Genomic DNA, 16,922 nt, shown 5'->3' on the forward strand with positions numbered 1-16,922 from the left:
CCAGCTCCCCTCGGGTTGTTGCATGTCCCGCCTCCGCTAGGTTCCACTCAACTGGAGGACACGCAGACCAAAACTAAAACTGATGAATCAGCTCTTGACTTAAACAGCCCCATACAAGCTCTGGGGCGGCACGGGGTCCGATCGCTACGTGTTCAACTCGGACATGGGTCAGGACATCGTCTATGACTTCAAGGTCAAGCAGGGCGAGATGCTGCTGATCCGCCATGATATCAACCATTCCAGCATCGTCGATTTCAACACGCTCAAGCCGCACATGAAGCAAGTAGGCAAGAACGTCGTCATGGATCTCGGTAAGGGCGAATGGCTCGGTGGCGATGATCAACTGACCTTGGCCAACATCCAGATGAAGGACCTGAAGGCAGAGCACTTCTACTTCTACTGGTAAGCGCTCCTCATCCACCAAATGAAAGCGGCCGAAGAGGGCATCTCCGGCCGTTTGCATTTCCATCAGGCACGCCCATCGTCTGGAACAAGCCGTCTCCCGCCATCGTTCTCCGGCGGAGCCGGGCAATTGTGCCTGGTTCAATGAGAGATGAAAGCCATGGCACGCTTGTCCTGGAAGCAGAGCGAGAACGATGCCTCCATCAGGGAAGCAATCGATCTGGTGCGCGAGCATGGGGAATCCCTGCCGTCAATTGCCGATGAAGAAGCCTTCGGCGCCATGTTCGATCGCTTTGCCGATGCCAAGGTCGTGCTCCTCGGTGAAGCCACCCATGGCACATCGGAATTCTACCGGGCGCGAGCCGCCATCACGAAGCGCCTGATAAAGCATCACGGTTTTTCCATCGTTGCCGTCGAAGCCGACTGGCCGGATGCGGCGCGCATCGATGCTTATGTCCGCCATCGCCATGTTCCCAATGGCGACGATGCCGCCTTCCAGCGTTTCCCCACCTGGATGTGGCGCAATGAGGAGGTCGCCGATTTCGTCAACTGGATGCGCGCGTACAACAAGGAGCGAGGGGAGGACGAACGCGCCGAGTTCCGTGGCCTCGACGTTTACAGTCTGAACGCTTCCATCCGCTCCGTGCTGGACTATCTCGATAAAGTCAATCCGGAGGACGCCAAAGAGGCGAGGGGGCGCTATGGTTGTCTCAGTCCCTGGCAGTCGGATCCTGCGCAATACGGCCGGGCTGTCCTGACCGGGCAGAAGAAGCCTTGCGACGAAGCGCTGCTGCGCCAGCTCCAGGATATTCTCGACAAGCGTCTGGAGTATCTTCAGGCCGATGGCGGCGAGGAATTCTTCGATGCGGTGCAGAACGCCAAGATCGTTCATGCGGCCGAGCATTATTATCGGATCATGTATGAGGGCGCGACGGAATCCTGGAACCTGCGCGACAGGCACATGTTCGAGACCCTGCAAAGCCTCCTCGCGCGACGCGACAACGCCAAGGCGGTCATCTGGGCCCATAATTCCCACATCGGCAATGCCGCTGCCACGGCCATGGGATGGCAGGGCGAGTTCAACATCGGCGAGCTTAGCCGCAAGGCCTACCGCAATGAGGCCGTGCTGATCGGCTTCGGAACCGATCGCGGCACGGTGGCGGCAGCGGACAACTGGGACGAACCGATGCAGGTCAAGGATGTGCGACCCGTCCGGCCGGACAGCCACGAGCGCATTTTCCGGGGTACGGACCTCGGCTGTTTCCTGACCGACTGGCGCGAGACCGGCCAGACAGACCTGACGGAGATTCTCTCCCGGCCACGCTTGGAGCGGGCCATCGGAGTGATCTATAGGCCGGAGACGGAACTCTACAGCCATTACTTCGAGGCCATTCTGGCAGAGCAGTTCGACGCCTTCGTCTGGTTCGAGGAGACCAGCGCGGTAACCCCGCTCACCCATGCCCATGGCAAGGGTATGCCGGAGACCTATCCGTTTGGGCTCTAACGGCAGCCGTCATCCCGGGGCGGCGAAGCGGAACCCGGGATCGCATGACGAGAATGGCGCTTGATCCTGCCGACGATCCCGGATCGGCTCTGCCGTCCGGGATGACCGCGAAAGGATGGGCGACATCCATCCGCCTTGCTCCGGCAGGCCACCCCTGCTAACTGACGCGCAACTCCATTCAACTCCATCACATCAGCAGGGCTTTTCCCGTGTCCCGTCAGTTCATCTACCACATGCGTGGCCTCTCCAAGACCTATTCGGGCGGCAAGAAGGTCTTGGATAACATCCATCTCTCCTTCTACCCGGATGCCAAGATCGGTGTGCTCGGCGTCAACGGCGCCGGTAAGTCGACGCTGCTGCGCATCATGGCCGGCACCGATACGGACTGGACCGGCGAGGCCTGGGTCGCCGAGGGCGCCCGCGTCGGCTACCTGCCGCAGGAGCCCCAGCTCGACCCGTCGAAGAATGTCCGCGAGAACGTCATGGAAGGCGTGGCCGCCAAGAAGGCGATCCTCGACCGCTACAACGAACTCGCTATGAATTATTCCGAGGAGACGGCGGACGAGATGACCCGTCTCCAGGACGAGATCGAGGCCAAGGGCCTGTGGGATCTCGATTCCCAGGTCGATCAGGCCATGGACGCCCTGCGCTGCCCGCCGGACGACTGGTCCGTGGACAAGCTCTCGGGCGGTGAGCGTCGCCGCGTGGCCCTGTGCAAGCTGCTCCTGGAGCAGCCGGAACTTCTGCTCCTCGACGAGCCCACCAACCATCTCGACGCCGAGACCACTGCCTGGCTCGAAGGTCATCTGCGCAATTATCCGGGCGCGATCCTGATCGTCACCCACGACCGCTACTTCCTCGACAACGTGACGGGCTGGATCCTCGAGCTCGACCGCGGCCGGGGCATTCCCTACGAGGGCAATTACTCGTCCTGGCTCGAGCAGAAGCAGAAGCGCCTCGCGCAGGAGGGCCGCGAGGAAGAATCGCGCCAGCGCACCATCGAGCGTGAGCGCGAGTGGGTGTCGGCCTCGCCGAAGGCCCGTCAGGCCAAGTCGAAGGCCCGTATCCAGCGTTATGAGGACCTCGTGGCCAAGGCCAGCGAGAAGGGCCCTACGACCGCCCAGATCATCATCCCGATCGCCGAGCGCCTCGGCAACAACGTCATCGAGTTCGACAACCTCCAGAAGGCTTTCGACGACAAGCTTCTCATCGACGGCCTGTCCTTCAAGCTGCCGCCGGGCGGCATCGTCGGCGTCATCGGCCCGAACGGCGCCGGTAAGACCACGCTGTTCCGCATGATCACGGGGCAGGAGCAGCCGGACGAGGGATCGATCCAGATCGGCGAGAGCGTGAAGCTCGGCTATGTCGATCAGAGCCGCGATTCCCTCGATGCCAACAAGACCCTCTATGAGGAGATTTCGGGCGGCAACGAGGTTCTCTATCTCGGCAAGCGCGAGATCAATGCCCGCGCCTATTGCTCGGCCTTCAACTTCAAGGGGTCCGACCAGCAGAAGAAGGTCGGTGTGCTCTCGGGCGGCGAGCGCAACCGCGTGCACCTCGCCAAGATCCTGAAGTCGGGCTCCAACGTCCTGCTCCTCGACGAGCCGACCAACGACCTCGACGTGGATACCCTGCGCGCGCTCGAAGAGGCGCTGGAGGATTATGCCGGTTGCGCCGTGATCATCTCGCACGATCGCTGGTTCCTCGACCGTATCGCCACCCACATCCTCGCCTTCGAGGGCGACAGCCATGTGGAATGGTTCGAGGGCAACTTCGCCGATTACGAGGAGGACAAGAAGCGCCGCCTCGGCACGGATTCCACGATCCCGCACCGGATCAAGTACAAGAAGTTCTCGCGGTAATCCTTCTCACAGGACAGATTTGGGAAAGGCGGATGCGGCTCTTGAGGCCCTCCGCCTTTTCTTTGCCCAGGCTCGCCGACGCGAATTGAATCAACCCAGTTGGGTTCTTCAACGAAACAGTGTATGACCTTTGAGGCACGAGACATAAGAAGAGAGTCCACGTGCCAGTCGATCACATCTCCACCTTCCAATCCGTTGCCACCCCTGAAGAAGCCGTCGAGCGGCTGATCGAGCTCCATGACAGCGCCATCGAGGCGCAGCGCCAGGCTCTGGAGCATTTTTTCGCCACCGGCACGCCGCCCACGCCCTTCGAGCGATCCCGCTTCCGCTATCCGGAACTGCGCCTTGATTACCGGTCGGCCTCTCTGCCGCCCGTCAAGCAGCGCGCCTATGCCAAGTTCCAGGGGCCTGGCGTCTATGCGACGACCATCACCCAGCCGGCCTTTTTCCGAAGCTATCTGCTGGAGCAGCTGAACTATCTCGTCCGCGATTACGGGGCCACCATGGAGGTGGGCGTCAGCGACCAGGAGATTCCTTACCCTTACGTCTTCGAGCGCGGCGACGAGCTGGGTCGGGGGGCACATTCCGCCTCCGAACTCGCCCAGCATTTCCCAACCCCGCTTCTTGCCAAGGTGGGCGATGAGATTGCCGACGGGACCTGGATCTTCCATGAGGACGAGCCTCGGCCGCTGGCCCTGTTCGACGCGGCCCGGGTGGATTATTCGCTGCGCCGCCTTGTGCATTACACCGGCAGCGACTGGCGTTGCGCCCAGCCCTGGATCCTGCTCACCAACTATCACCGCTATGTGGACCAGTTCATCCGCTGGGCCGTGAAGGAGCTGGCGAACGAGGAGGGGCCCTTTACCCGGCTCGTCCTGCCGGGCGGCATCACCATCGAACGAGGGCTCGATGAGGCCGTGGTCGAGGAGCTGATCGGCTCATCGCCCTGGCACCGTTTCCAGATGCCGGCCTACCACCTCATGCGCAAGGACGGGCATGGGGTGACCCTGGTCAATATCGGTGTTGGCCCATCGAATGCGAAGAACATCACCGATCACCTGGCGGTGCTGCGGCCCCATTGCTGGCTCATGGTCGGCCACTGCGGAGGCCTGCGCCAGTCGCAGTCCATCGGCGATTACGTGCTCGCCCACGGCTATCTTCGGCGCGACCACATTCTGGATAGCGCCGTCCCGCCGGAGATCCCGATCCCGGCGCTCGCCGAGATCCAGGTCGCCCTGCAGGACGCGGCTGTTCAGGTCACCGGCGAGCGGGGCGAGGAGCTGAAGCGGCGCCTGCGCACCGGCACGGTCGTGACCTATGACGACAGGAACTGGGAGCTGCGCTGGAGCCAGGAGCGGCGCCAGATCAACCTGTCCCGCGCCATCGCGGTGGACATGGAAAGCGGCACCATCGCGGCGCAGGGCTATCGCCTGCGCGTCCCTTACGGCACGCTGCTCTGCGTCTCGGACAAGCCCCTGCACGGGGAGATCAAGCTGCCGGGCGCGGCCAACGCCTTCTACGAGCGTGCCGTGAGCGAGCACCTCATGATCGGCTTGGCGGCGCTCGACATCCTGAAAGGCCAGCGGTCCTCGCTGCACTCCCGCAAGCTGCGCAGCTTCGACGAACCGCCGTTCCGCTAAGCAGCCGATTCATCGGCAGCCGCCTCGTCATCACCGGCCTTGTGCCGGTGATCTCGCTTGAATGAGGCGCAGCGCTTTCCCCTCATGGCTGGAATAAACCCGGCCATGACGTCACGATTGTCATCCCCGGCGAGCGCAGCGAGGGAAGGGGATCCACTCATACGCTCAGCGCTATGGTTTCTCTTCCCCTCCGCTGACGCTCCGGCCGGAAATGACAACGATGGTCGCCCCCGAGGCCAAGCCTCCGCTTGCCCTCTCTTCAAAATAGATATAAATATATCTTTATATGTAAGAGCGAGATTTGGAAGAGCGAGATTTGGCTGTGCCTGACACCCCGTCTCCATCGCTGGATCTGACCCTGGACGTCCTGCGGGCCGCCGCCGAGGAAACGCGCCTGCGGATCCTTGCTTTGCTGACGGAAGGGGAACTCTCCGTTTCCGACCTCACGGACATCCTCGGGCAATCCCAGCCGCGCATTTCCCGCCATCTGAAGCTTCTCGTCGAGGCCGGTCTCGTGGAACGGCACCGGGAAGGGGCCTGGGCCTTCTTCCGCCTTACCGACCGGGGCGTGGCCCTGCGCATCATCCGACCGACCCTGGAAAGCCTCGACCGGTCCGATCCGCAATTGCTGGAGGATCGCACCCGGCTTGAGGCCGTGCGGGCCCAGCGCTCGCAGGCGGCGCAAGCCTTCTTCTCCCGCCTGGCGCCGGATTGGGACCGCATTCGCTCCCTTCATGCTCCCGAAGCAGTGGTCGAGGCGGCGGTTCTGGATGCCCTGGGACCGGCCAGGATCCGCAATCTCGTCGACCTCGGCACCGGCACCGGCCGCATGGTGCAATTGCTGGCACCGCGTGCCAGTCGGACGGTCGGACTCGATGCCAGTCACGCCATGTTGTCAGTGGCACGTGCCAATCTCGAGAAGGCGGGTCTGAGGGGCATCGAATTGCGGCAGGGGGACATCTATGCGCCCCCGTTCCCGCGCAACACCTTCGACCTCGTCGTCATCCATCAGGTGCTGCATTACCTCGACGACCCGGCCCGGGCGATCCGGGAGGCCGCGCGCCTCGTCGCGCCGGGTGGACGGATTCTCGTGGTAGATTTCGCGCCTCACAATCTCGAGTTCCTGCGTGAAGCGCAGGCCCATCGCCGCCTCGGCTTCGCGCCTGCCCAGGTTGCCGGCTGGCTCGACGAGGCGGGGCTCGATTGCACGCTTAACCGGGAGATCGCTCCGCCACGGACGGGTGACGAGCAATTGACCGTATCCCTTTGGCTTGGCCAGGATCGCCGTGTGGTGACGGATTGGCCTTTGAGTGAACCCGACAGAGAGGTCGCCTGATGTCACCGCTCCTTCGCCCCAGCCGGCAGATCTCCTGTCCGATCAAGGTGTCCTTCGAATTCTTCCCGCCGAAGACGCCCGAGATGGAGACGACGCTCTGGTCTTCCATTCAGCGTCTGGCTCCGCTCAATCCGCAATTCGTTTCCGTCACCTATGGCGCTGGCGGGTCTACCCGCGAGCGCACGCACGCTACGGTCTCGCGTCTCGTGCAGGAAACCCATCTCAAGCCTGCCGCGCATCTGACCTGCGTCGCCGCAACGAAGGAGGAGGTGAACGAGGTTGTTCAGTCCTACTGGGATGCGGGCGTGCGCCATATCGTGGCTTTGCGCGGAGATCCGGTCTCCGGCATCGGCACGGCCTACACTCCACATCTCGGCGGATATCAGCAGACCTGCGATCTCGTCGCCGGCATCAAGGCCATCGGCGATTTCGAAGTCTCCGTCTCCGCCTATCCGGAGAAGCATCCCGAAGCCGCTTCGCTCGATGCGGATATCGACGTACTGCAAGCGAAGGTCGATTGCGGCGCGGACCGGGCCATCACCCAGTTCTTCTTCGACAACGACCATTACTTCCGCTATCTCGACCGCGTCCGTGCGCGCGGCATCGACATTCCCGTCGTGCCCGGCATCGTGCCCGTGCAGAATTTCAAGCAGACGGCGAACTTCGCATCGAAGACCGGCGCGAGCGTGCCCGATTGGCTCGCCGCCCGCTTCGAAGGCCTGGACAACGATGTCGAGACCCGCAAGCTCGTCGCCGCCGCCGTTGCGGCCGAGCAGGTGATCGACCTCGTCGATCGCGGCGTGAACGAGTTCCATTTCTACACCATGAACCGCGCCGATCTGGTCTATGCCATCTGTCATCTGCTCGGGCTGCGCGATCAGAGCGTGAAGGTCGCGGCTTAAGTTTTCAGGTGCCCGGTTCGCCGGGCATTCTTTGTGTGTGTCCTACAGAAATTGCGCCGACGGTCGAACAACTCGGCTGCGGTGAAACGAGAACAGATCGAATGGCTGCGTATATTCCTCGCCCCGCCAATGGCACTGACGTGATCAAGGCGCTCCGCGAAGCCGCTTCGAAGCGGATCCTCGTGCTCGACGGTGCGATGGGAACGGAGCTGCAGCGCTCGCGCTTTTCGGAAGAGGATTTCAGAGGCGAGCGCTTCAAGGACTGGAAGCAGGACGTCAAGGGCAACAACGACCTTCTGATCCTCACGCAGCCGGATGCGGTCCGCAATGTGCATCTCGACTATTTCCGTGCCGGCGCGGACATCGTCGAGACCAACACTTTCTCCGGTACCTCCATCGCCCAGGCTGATTACGGCATGGAGGAGATCGTCTACGACCTGAATTTCGAGGGCTCACGGCTCGCGCGGGAGGCCGCTCTCATCGCGCAAGAGGAAGACGGCCGTCGCCGTTTCGTCGCCGGCGCCATCGGTCCGACGAACCGCACGCTCTCGATCTCGCCGGACGTGAACAATCCTGGCTATCGCGCCGTGACCTTCGATCAGGTGCGCGACGCTTATGCCGATCAGGTGAGGGGACTGATCGACGGTGGTTGCGAGATCATCCTGATCGAGACGATCTTCGATACGCTCAACGCCAAGGCGGCCATCGTCGCGACGCATCAGGTCTTCGCCGAGAAGGGCGTGAAGCTGCCGATCATGATCTCGGGCACAATCACGGATCTCTCCGGCCGTACGCTCTCGGGCCAGACGCCCACAGCCTTCTGGCATTCGGTGCGGCACGCGGAGCCGTTCTCCATCGGCCTCAACTGCGCGCTCGGCGCACGTGAAATGCGCGCGCATATCCAGGAAATCGGCAAGGTCGCCGACACGCTGGTCTGCGCCTATCCGAACGCGGGCCTGCCCAACGAGTTCGGCCTCTACGACGAGCGCCCCGAGGCGACCGCCAAGATGCTGGCGGAATTCGCCGACGCGGGTCTCGTCAACGTGGTCGGCGGCTGCTGCGGCACGACGCCGGATCACATCCGCGCCATCGCGGAGGCTGTCGCCGGCAAGGCACCGCGCTCGGTGCCGAAGATGAAGCCGCTCATGCGCCTGTCGGGTCTCGAACCCTTCAACCTCACCTCCGACATCACTTTCGTGAATGTGGGCGAGCGCACGAACGTCACGGGCTCGGCCAAGTTCCGCAAGCTCATCACCAACAACGATTATGCCGCCGCCCTCGACGTGGCGCGCGATCAGGTCGCGAATGGCGCGCAGATCATTGACGTCAACATGGACGAGGGCCTGCTCGATTCCGAAAAGGCGATGGTCGAGTTCCTCAACCTCGTTGCGGCCGAGCCCGATATCGCCCGCGTGCCGGTGATGGTGGATTCCTCCAAGTTCCATGTGATCGAAGCCGGCCTCAAATGCATCCAGGGCAAGGCCATCGTGAACTCGATCTCCATGAAGGAGGGCGTGGAATCCTTCATCGAGCAAGCGAAGATCTGCCGGTCTTATGGTGCGGCTGTCGTCGTCATGGCCTTCGACGAGCAGGGTCAGGCGGACACGCTGGAGCGCAAGGTCGAGATCTGCACGCGCGCCTACAAGATCCTGACCGAAGAGGTCGGCTTCCCGCCGGAAGACATCATCTTCGATCCGAACGTGTTCGCGGTCGCGACCGGCATCGAGGAGCATAACGGCTACGGCGTCGCCTTCATCGAGGCGACGCGGATCATCCGCGAGACGCTGCCGCATGCGCATATCTCGGGTGGCGTGTCGAACCTCTCGTTCTCGTTCCGCGGCAACGAGCCGGTGCGCGAGGCCATGCACTCCGTGTTCCTGTTCCACGCCATCAAGGTCGGCATGGATATGGGCATCGTGAATGCCGGCCAGCTGGCCGTCTACGACGAGATCGATCCGGAACTGCGCGAGCTCTGCGAGGACGTGGTGCTCAACCGCCGTCCCGATGCAACGGAACGCTTGCTGGAGGCTGCACCCCGCTTCAAGGGCGACGGCGCGGGCGCCGTCAAGGCCGCCGATCTCGAATGGCGTTCCTGGGCGGTCGGGAAGCGCATCGAGCATGCCCTCGTCAACGGCATCACCGAGTTCATCGAGCAGGACACCGAAGAGGCGCGCCAATCGGCCGAGCGTCCGCTGCACGTGATCGAAGGCCCGCTCATGGCCGGCATGAACGTGGTGGGCGATCTTTTCGGTGCCGGAAAGATGTTCCTGCCGCAGGTGGTGAAGTCTGCCCGCGTCATGAAACAGGCCGTTGCCTATCTCATGCCGTTCATGGAGGCGGAGAAGGAAGCCAATGGCGGCGGTGGCGAGCGTTCCGCCGCCGGCAAGGTGCTGATGGCGACCGTGAAGGGCGATGTGCACGATATCGGCAAGAACATCGTTGGCGTCGTGCTCGCCTGCAACAATTACGAGGTTCTCGATCTCGGCGTCATGGTGCCGGCTCAGAAGATCCTGGAGACGGCGCGCAAGGAGAAGGTGGATGTGATCGGCCTCTCCGGCCTCATCACGCCGTCCCTCGACGAGATGGTGAACGTGGCAAGCGAGATGGAGCGGGAGGGCTTCGACATTCCGCTTCTCATCGGCGGCGCCACCACGAGCCGCGTGCACACGGCGGTGAAGATCCACCCGAACTACAACAAGGGCCAGGCCGTCTACGTGACGGATGCGAGCCGCGCGGTCGGCATCGTGTCCTCGCTGCTCTCGCCCGAGATGAGGGACGGCTATGTGGACACCCTGCGCTCCGAATACCGCAAGGTGGCCGATGCGCATGCGCGCTCCGAGGCCGACAAGCAGCGTCTGTCCATCGAGAAGGCGCGCGCCAACAGGCTTGCCATCGACTGGTCGGCCTATCAGCCGCCTAAGCCCACCTTCACCGGTGCGCGCGTGTTCCGCAGCTACGATGTGGGTGAACTCGTGCCCTATATCGACTGGACGCCGTTCTTCCAGACCTGGGAGCTGAAAGGCCGCTTCCCGGCAATCCTCGAAGACGAGAAGCAGGGCGAGGCCGCGCGCCAGCTCTGGGAGGATGCTCAAGACATGCTCAAGCAGCTCGTGGACGAGCGCTGGTTCAATCCGAAGGCGGTGATCGGTTTCTGGCCTGCCAATACAGTCGGCGACGATATCCGTCTCTTTACCGGCGAGAGCCGCTCAGAGCAGCTTGCAACCTTCCACGGCCTGCGCCAGCAGCTCTCGAAGCGCGACGGCAAGCCCAATCTCTGCCTGTCCGATTTCATCGCCCCGGCCGAGAGCGGAAAGCCCGACTGGATCGGCGCCTTTGTGGTGACTTCCGGCATCGAGGAAGTGCGCATCGCGGAGCGCTTTGAGCGCGCCAACGACGATTACCGCTCGATCATGGTCAAGGCGCTCGCCGACCGTATCGCGGAAGCCTTCGCCGAGCGCATGCACGAGCGTGTGCGCAAGGAGTTCTGGGGCTATGCCGCGGATGAGAGCCTTTCGAACCAAGGCCTGATCGGCGAGGAGTACCAGGGCATCCGCCCGGCGCCCGGCTATCCCGCTCAGCCCGATCACACGGAGAAGGCGACGCTGTTCAGCCTGCTCGGCGCCGAGCGCAGCATCGGCGTGACGCTGACCGAATCCTACGCCATGTGGCCGGGCTCCTCCGTGTCGGGCCTCTACCTGTCGCATCCGGACGCCTACTATTTCGGCGTCGCCAAGGTCGAGCGCGATCAGGTTGAGGATTACGCGGCGCGCAAGGACATGAGCGTGGCGGAAGTCGAGCGCTGGCTCGCCCCGATCCTCAACTACGATCCGGCAAGCTATCGCGTCATGGCGGCGGAGTAGCTCCGCACCACGTGCGTCATCCCGGACGGCGAAGCCGATCCGGGATCGTCTCACGAGAATAGCGCGAGAGTCCCCTCCCTCCTTGTGGGGGAGGGCTAGGGAGGGGGGTGCTGGCGCCGGAGCCTGACAGGTCAGCGCTCACACCCCCCTCTCCAACTCTCCCCCACAAGGAGGGAGAGGGCTTGGTAGCGCTTTATCCTGCAGGCGATCCCGGACCTTCGCTTCGCTCGTCCGGGATGACACGCGTAAGATATCACTCCCGCCGCAGCGCCTCGATGGGATCGAGCTTCGCCGCGCGTTGCGCCGGATAGAACCCGAAGAAGATGCCCACCAGCGCCGAGAAGCCGACTGCAAGGATGATGGCGTTGGTTGACACGAGCGAAGGCCAGCCGGCGAGTTGCGCGACCAGATAGGCAGCGCCTGCGCCGAGACCGATGCCGAGGGCTCCGCCGATGGTGGAGAGCGTCGTCGCCTCGATCAGAAACTGGCTCAGGATGTCGCGCGGGCGCGCGCCCACCGCCAGACGCAACCCGATCTCGCGGGTGCGCTCGGTCACCGAGACCAGCATGATGTTCATGATGCCGATGCCGCCGACGAGCAGCGACACGGCCGCAACAGCCGCGAGCAGCATGGACAGGGTGTTGGCGGAGGCGGAGGCGGTGTTGGCGATCTCGGTCAGGTTGCGGATCGAGAAATCGTCCTCCTGATCGCCGTTGATGCGGTGCCGCTGGCGCAAGAGCTCCGTCATGCTCTCGATACCTGGTTCGATGTCGCTCTCATTGGCGAATTTTACGAAGATCGAGCCGACGGAACCGTCTTTCGCATAGTTGCGGCCGATCACACGGCGGCGACCGGCATCGAGCGGCACGAAAACCACGTCGTCCTGGTCCTGGCCGAAGGCCGATTGGCCCTTCGGCGCCATCACGCCGATAACCCGGAAGGGCACGTTGCGCACGCGCACGATCCGGTCGATGGGATCGTCCTCTCCGAAGAGATTTTTGGCCACCGTCTGGCCGAGCAGGATGACGATGTCGCCGCGACGAACCTCTTCCGGATCGAAGGTGCGGCCGGTGGCGACATCCCATTCGCGGGCGGAGAACCAGTCGAGATCGATGCCGTAGATGCGCGTGCCCCAGTTGCTGCCGCCGGCCACAACCTGCGCACCGCCCTGCACGAAGGGCGCTGCTGCCACCACGCCGTCGACCTCGCGCCGTATCGCGTGCGCGTCGTCGTCGGTCAGCGATGAGGCCGCGCCCGCGCCGAGCCGCGCCCCGCCCTGCGTCACGTTTCCGGGCGTGACGATGGCGAGGTTGGCGCCGAGCGAGCGGATCTGCTGGTCGACGAGATTGCGTGCGCCCGAACCGATCGCCACCATGGCGATGACGGCCGCGACACCGATGACGATGCCGAGCATGGTGAGCAGGCTGCGCAGGGCATTCGCCATGATGGCCGAGAGCGCGGAGCGGATGGCTTCGATCAGTCTCATTCCGCGGCCTCCTGCGTGAGTGCGCGCGCATCGACCGGGATCTGGCGGTGATCCTCGATCACGCGCCCGTCCCGGAACCGCACGAGGCGGTGCGCGTGGCGTCCTACCTCCGCGTCGTGCGTGACGAGCACGATGGTCACACCCTCGCGGTTGAGCTCCTGGAACAGGCCCAAGATCTCGTTCGCCGTGCGGCTGTCGAGAGCGCCGGTCGGCTCGTCGGCGAGCAGCAGGCTCGGGCCGTTGACGAGCGCGCGCGCAATCGCGACGCGCTGCTGCTGTCCGCCGGACAATTGCATCGGCCGGTGATGCGCGCGCTCGGCAAGGCCGACACGGCCAAGCGCCTGCAGGGCGCGCTCGCGGCGTGTCCTGCGGTCGAAGCCCGCATAGATCATCGGCAATTCCACGTTGCCGAGTGCATCGACGCGAGGCAGCAGGTTGAACTGCTGGAAGACGAAGCCGATCTCGCGGTTGCGCAGACGTGCCAAGCCGTCGGCGTCGAGGCTTTCGACGGCGGTTCCGGCGAGCCGGTAATGGCCGCCGGTCGGCTTGTCGAGGCAGCCGACGAGATTCATGAACGTCGATTTGCCCGAGCCGGACGGACCCATGACGGCGACGAAATCGCCCTTCTCGATGTCGAGGGAAACGCCATCGAGGGCCACGACACGACCGGCATCGAGATCGTAGACCCGCCTCAGATCGCGCGTTTCGATGAGAGCCACATCGTGCTCCTTAGAACATGCGTGGCGGACGTGGGCGGCGGTTCGACGACGAGCCGTTCGCATCCTCCGCCGCATCGGCGCGCTGGGCTCCGACGATGATCGCAGCGCCTTCCTGCACATCGCCGCGCATAATCTCGGTATAGGCCCCGTCCGTCACGCCGAGCCGCACATGCACCGCCTGCGGATTTCCGTCCTGCCCGACAATGTAGATGCGTCCGCTGGTGCCTTCGTCCAGCTGTGCTTCCGTATCCTGGTTGCGCGCGCGCCGCCGCGGCGACTGTCCGTTCTGCGCAACGGTTTTGGATTCAGCTGAAGCGACAGCGATACTCGGCCGATAGCGCAGAGCCGCATTCGGAACGCGCAGCACGTCCTCGCGCTCGTCCGTGACGATCTGGAGGTTCGCCGTCATGCCGGGGAGAAGTGCCTGATCCAGGTTCCTCACGCCGATGACGGCGGTGTAGGTCACCACGTTCTGGACCGTCTGCGCGGAGAGGCGCACCATGCGCACGCTGCCCTCGAAGGTGCGGTTCGGATAGGCGTTGACGGTGAAGCTCACCTTCTGCCCGTCCTTGAGACGGCCCACATCCGCCTCATCGATATTGGCGTAGATGTCGATCTCGCGCAGATCCTGCGCGATGGTGAACAGGGTCGGGGCGGAGAGGGATGCGGCGACGGTCTGGCCGAGTTCGATGTCGCGCTTGACCACGACGCCCTCGACCGGGGATTTGATGTCCGTGCGGGCAAGATCGATCTCGATGTCCTTGAGCTTCGCCTGCCGCTGCAGGATGATCGCCTCGGCCGACTTGACGCCGGCCTCGGCCAGCGCGAGGTCCGCCTTGAGGCCTTCCGTCTCCGCCTTGTTGGAGGCGATCTGCGCTTCGGCCGATGTGAGGTTCGCTTTCTGAATGTCGAGCTGCGTTCCGGCCTGTTCCAGCGCCGTCTGCGTTCCCACCGCACGGGTGGTGAGTTCACGCTGCCGGTCGAGATTGCGCTGCGCTTCCGTCAGCTGCGCCTGCGCCCGGTCACGCTGCGCGGCAAGGTCGTTCGCCTGGGCTTCGGAGCGCTGCAGGGCGGAGCGCGCCTTGTCGATCTGCGCGCGCTTGGTCTCGAGATCGGCTCTCGCCTGGGCAAGATCTGCCAGCGCCGCGTCGCGGCGCGACTTGATCTGCTCGGCGTAAAGGCGGGCCACCACCTGGCCTTCCTTCACGGGCGTGTTGTAGTCGGCCAGGATCTCGACCACTTGACCGGAAAGCTGGGAGCCGACCAGCACCGTCGTGACGGGATTGAGCGTGCCGGTGGCGCGCACGCTTGCCGTGATCGGGCCGCGATCCACCGTGCCGAGGCGATAGGCCTGATCGGAGGCATTGCCGCCCGTCGGCTTCCACAGCACGAAGCCGGCCGTCCCTGCCACGAGCAAGATGCCGATCACCAACAACCAGACGCGACGCACCGAAAAACCCTCTCTCCTGCGCATCGTGCGGAAAAGTGGATCCGGTTTTCCGCTCCGAACGATGCGCTCTTCCAATAGATGAGCATCGAATTGATCCTAAAAGTGGTTTCCACTTTTAGGTCCGATGCTCTGACACAGGATGTCATGAAGGGTGATTGTGGCCGATTTTCCGGGACGTTACGAGTTAACTCTTTGTCATGCGGCAAGCTGTGGCCGCGTGGCGATCAAGTTGCGCAGGGTCATGATGGTCGAGGCATCCGCCACGCCGTCGACGCGCTCGGGCCGGAAATGGCGCTGGAAGGCGGCGACGACCTTTTCCGTGTCCTCGTCGAAGACACCGTTGATCTTCACGCCGTAGCCATACATGGCAAGCATCGCCTGCAGGGCTTCGATGGGCATGCCCTGATCGCCGCGCGAGAAGAAGCGGCCGTCGCTCGTGGCGGAAGGAGTGACCCAGTGGCCGACACCAGCCTCGTGCAGGCGCTGCCAGGGAAAAAGCTCGCCCGGATCGACCTTGCGGCCGGGCGCGACGTCGGAATGGCCGAGCACCCGGGTCGCGGGAATGCGCCAGCGGGAGACGATGTCCTTGGCCAGTGCGGCAACGCTTTCGATCTGCGCATCGGGGAAGGAGGGAAGGCCGCCCGGATGGCCGGGATTGGCGATCTCGATGCCGATGGAGCTGGAATTGATGCCGGCCTCGCCGTCCCAATAGGAGAGGCCCGCATGCCAGGCCCGGCGCATCTCAGGCACGAGCTGGAGAACGCGCCCGTCGCCGAACACGAAGTAATGGGCCGAGACCTGCGAAACCGGATTGCACAGCCATTGCAGGGCTTCGCCTTCGTCCGGCATGCCCGTGTAGTGGAGGATGAGCATGCTCGGGCGCTGGCCGTCCTTGCGCTCCCCATGGTTGGGCGACGGAAACACCTTGCCGGCGACCGGGCTTTCCGGGGAAAGAGCGCTCATGCCGTCACCTGAGGTTCCGCTCGGCGGCGATGCGTTCCCAGGCGGCGTTGATGGCGGCCACGCGCTCGGTTGCGATCTTCACGGCTTCGGGCGGCAGGCCGCGGGCGATCTCCCGGTCGGGATGGTTTTCGGCGACGAGCCTGCGGTAATGCCGCTTGAGCTCCTCGTCGCTCATGCCCCGGTCGGCCTTGAGGATGAGATAGGGATCATCCGGTCGCCGCACATGGCGCGCCGCGATGCGCTCGAAATCCTTGTCAGAGAAGGAAAAGATCGTCGCCACGTCCCTGAGATAGACGTACTCGGCCTCGTGGATCGCCTCGTCCGCCTTGGCGATGTGGAACAGGCCGTCGAGCACGTCCTCGAGCAGGGCAGGCTCTTCCTTGAATTCGTCGCCGATCTGGCGGGCATAGGCCTCGAAACCATCGGAGGTCTGCATGGCGAGGTTGAACAGGCGCTCGACCTTGCTGTGCTCGTTTTCCGGCACCTCGACGATCTGCTCGAAGGCCCTGACCTCGACATCGACCACGACGCCGTCGGCCTTTGCCATCTTGGCGGCGAGCGCCACGAGACCCATGGTGAACAGCACATCGCGCGGCGGCTTTCCGAAAGGAGCGCCCTCGCGGTCAATGAGAACGTGGCCTGCCACACCGCCCAGGAGAGCACCGATCGGCCCGCCCAATGCGAGCCCGATGCCAGCGCCACCCAGCTTACCCCAAATCGACTGAATCATCTTGCGATTAGTCGTACGCTCAAGTGCAGGCAAAAGAAAAGGGGCCGGGAATGTCCCGACCCCTGAAT

Annotated in this window: 12 protein-coding genes; 7 read left to right on the forward strand and 5 right to left on the reverse strand. The window is 63.8% G+C overall.

Annotation, left to right across the window (positions count from 1 at the left end):
* The first annotated feature begins 148 nt into the window (after positions 1-148).
* The 7 genes from ACS5Q1_RS14155 to metH all read left to right on the forward strand — a co-directional run bounded on the left by ACS5Q1_RS14155 (position 149) and on the right by metH (position 11,506).
* Entirely contained in the window at positions 149-406 is a 258-nt protein-coding gene (locus ACS5Q1_RS14155; RefSeq protein WP_473098803.1) for a hypothetical protein, read from the forward strand.
* Between the two features lie 156 nt (positions 407-562).
* On the forward strand, positions 563-1,906 hold the full coding sequence (locus tag ACS5Q1_RS14160; protein WP_473098804.1) for an erythromycin esterase family protein: 1,344 nt from the start codon (positions 563-565) through the stop codon (positions 1,904-1,906).
* Between the two features lie 209 nt (positions 1,907-2,115).
* Positions 2,116-3,768, forward strand: a complete 1,653-nt coding sequence (ettA, locus tag ACS5Q1_RS14165; protein WP_203443046.1) for an energy-dependent translational throttle protein EttA — start codon at positions 2,116-2,118, stop codon at positions 3,766-3,768.
* Positions 3,769-3,929: 161 nt separating this feature from the next.
* Entirely contained in the window at positions 3,930-5,408 is a 1,479-nt protein-coding gene (locus ACS5Q1_RS14170; RefSeq protein ID WP_203443047.1) for an AMP nucleosidase, read from the forward strand.
* A 322-nt stretch (positions 5,409-5,730) separates the two neighbouring features.
* A complete protein-coding gene (locus ACS5Q1_RS14175) occupies positions 5,731-6,744 on the forward strand; it encodes an ArsR/SmtB family transcription factor (protein WP_203444099.1) in 1,014 nt (337 codons plus the stop codon).
* Complete coding sequence (gene metF, locus ACS5Q1_RS14180) at positions 6,744-7,646, forward strand: methylenetetrahydrofolate reductase [NAD(P)H] (protein ID WP_473098806.1); 903 nt, start codon at positions 6,744-6,746, stop codon at positions 7,644-7,646. The genes ACS5Q1_RS14175 and metF overlap by 1 nt, the downstream gene beginning before the upstream one ends.
* A 101-nt stretch (positions 7,647-7,747) precedes the next feature.
* Positions 7,748-11,506 carry a methionine synthase gene (gene metH, locus ACS5Q1_RS14185; RefSeq protein WP_473098807.1) on the forward strand — a complete coding sequence of 1,253 codons (3,759 nt, stop codon included), beginning with the start codon at positions 7,748-7,750 and terminating at the stop codon, positions 11,504-11,506.
* Between the two features lie 253 nt (positions 11,507-11,759).
* Here the strand turns inward: metH and ACS5Q1_RS14190 are convergent, their stop codons facing one another.
* The 5 genes from ACS5Q1_RS14190 to ACS5Q1_RS14210 form a co-directional block, all read right to left on the reverse strand.
* Positions 11,760-12,992, reverse strand: a complete 1,233-nt coding sequence (locus ACS5Q1_RS14190; protein ID WP_473098809.1) for an ABC transporter permease — start codon at positions 12,990-12,992, stop codon at positions 11,760-11,762.
* Positions 12,989-13,711 carry an ABC transporter ATP-binding protein gene (locus ACS5Q1_RS14195; protein ID WP_473098810.1) on the reverse strand — a complete coding sequence of 241 codons (723 nt, stop codon included), beginning with the start codon at positions 13,709-13,711 and terminating at the stop codon, positions 12,989-12,991. The genes ACS5Q1_RS14190 and ACS5Q1_RS14195 overlap by 4 nt, the downstream gene beginning before the upstream one ends.
* 10 nt (positions 13,712-13,721) lie before the next feature.
* Positions 13,722-15,161, reverse strand: coding sequence for an efflux RND transporter periplasmic adaptor subunit (locus ACS5Q1_RS14200; RefSeq protein ID WP_473098811.1), 1,440 nt, complete (start codon positions 15,159-15,161; stop codon positions 13,722-13,724).
* 195 nt (positions 15,162-15,356) lie between these two features.
* A complete protein-coding gene (locus ACS5Q1_RS14205; RefSeq protein ID WP_473098812.1) occupies positions 15,357-16,124 on the reverse strand; it encodes an N-acetylmuramoyl-L-alanine amidase in 768 nt (255 codons plus the stop codon).
* A gap of 4 nt (positions 16,125-16,128) precedes the next feature.
* Positions 16,129-16,854, reverse strand: coding sequence for a TerB family tellurite resistance protein (locus ACS5Q1_RS14210; RefSeq protein WP_203443054.1), 726 nt, complete (start codon positions 16,852-16,854; stop codon positions 16,129-16,131).
* Between the last annotated feature and the right edge of the window lie 68 nt (positions 16,855-16,922).

Source organism: Microvirga sp. GN3 (assembly GCF_055792825.1).

Excerpts from the sequence above, each read along its gene's own strand:
- metF (WP_473098806.1), top strand. The coding sequence starts at position 6,744 with ATGTCACCGCTCCTTCGCCCCAGCCGGCAGATCTCCTGTCCGATCAAG.
- ACS5Q1_RS14205 (WP_473098812.1), bottom strand. The coding sequence starts at position 16,124 with ATGAGCGCTCTTTCCCCGGAAAGCCCGGTCGCCGGCAAGGTGTTTCCG.
- metH (WP_473098807.1), top strand. The coding sequence starts at position 7,748 with ATGGCTGCGTATATTCCTCGCCCCGCCAATGGCACTGACGTGATCAAG.
- ACS5Q1_RS14190 (WP_473098809.1), bottom strand. The coding sequence starts at position 12,992 with ATGAGACTGATCGAAGCCATCCGCTCCGCGCTCTCGGCCATCATGGCG.
- ACS5Q1_RS14160 (WP_473098804.1), top strand. The coding sequence starts at position 563 with ATGGCACGCTTGTCCTGGAAGCAGAGCGAGAACGATGCCTCCATCAGG.
- ACS5Q1_RS14210 (WP_203443054.1), bottom strand. The coding sequence starts at position 16,854 with ATGATTCAGTCGATTTGGGGTAAGCTGGGTGGCGCTGGCATCGGGCTC.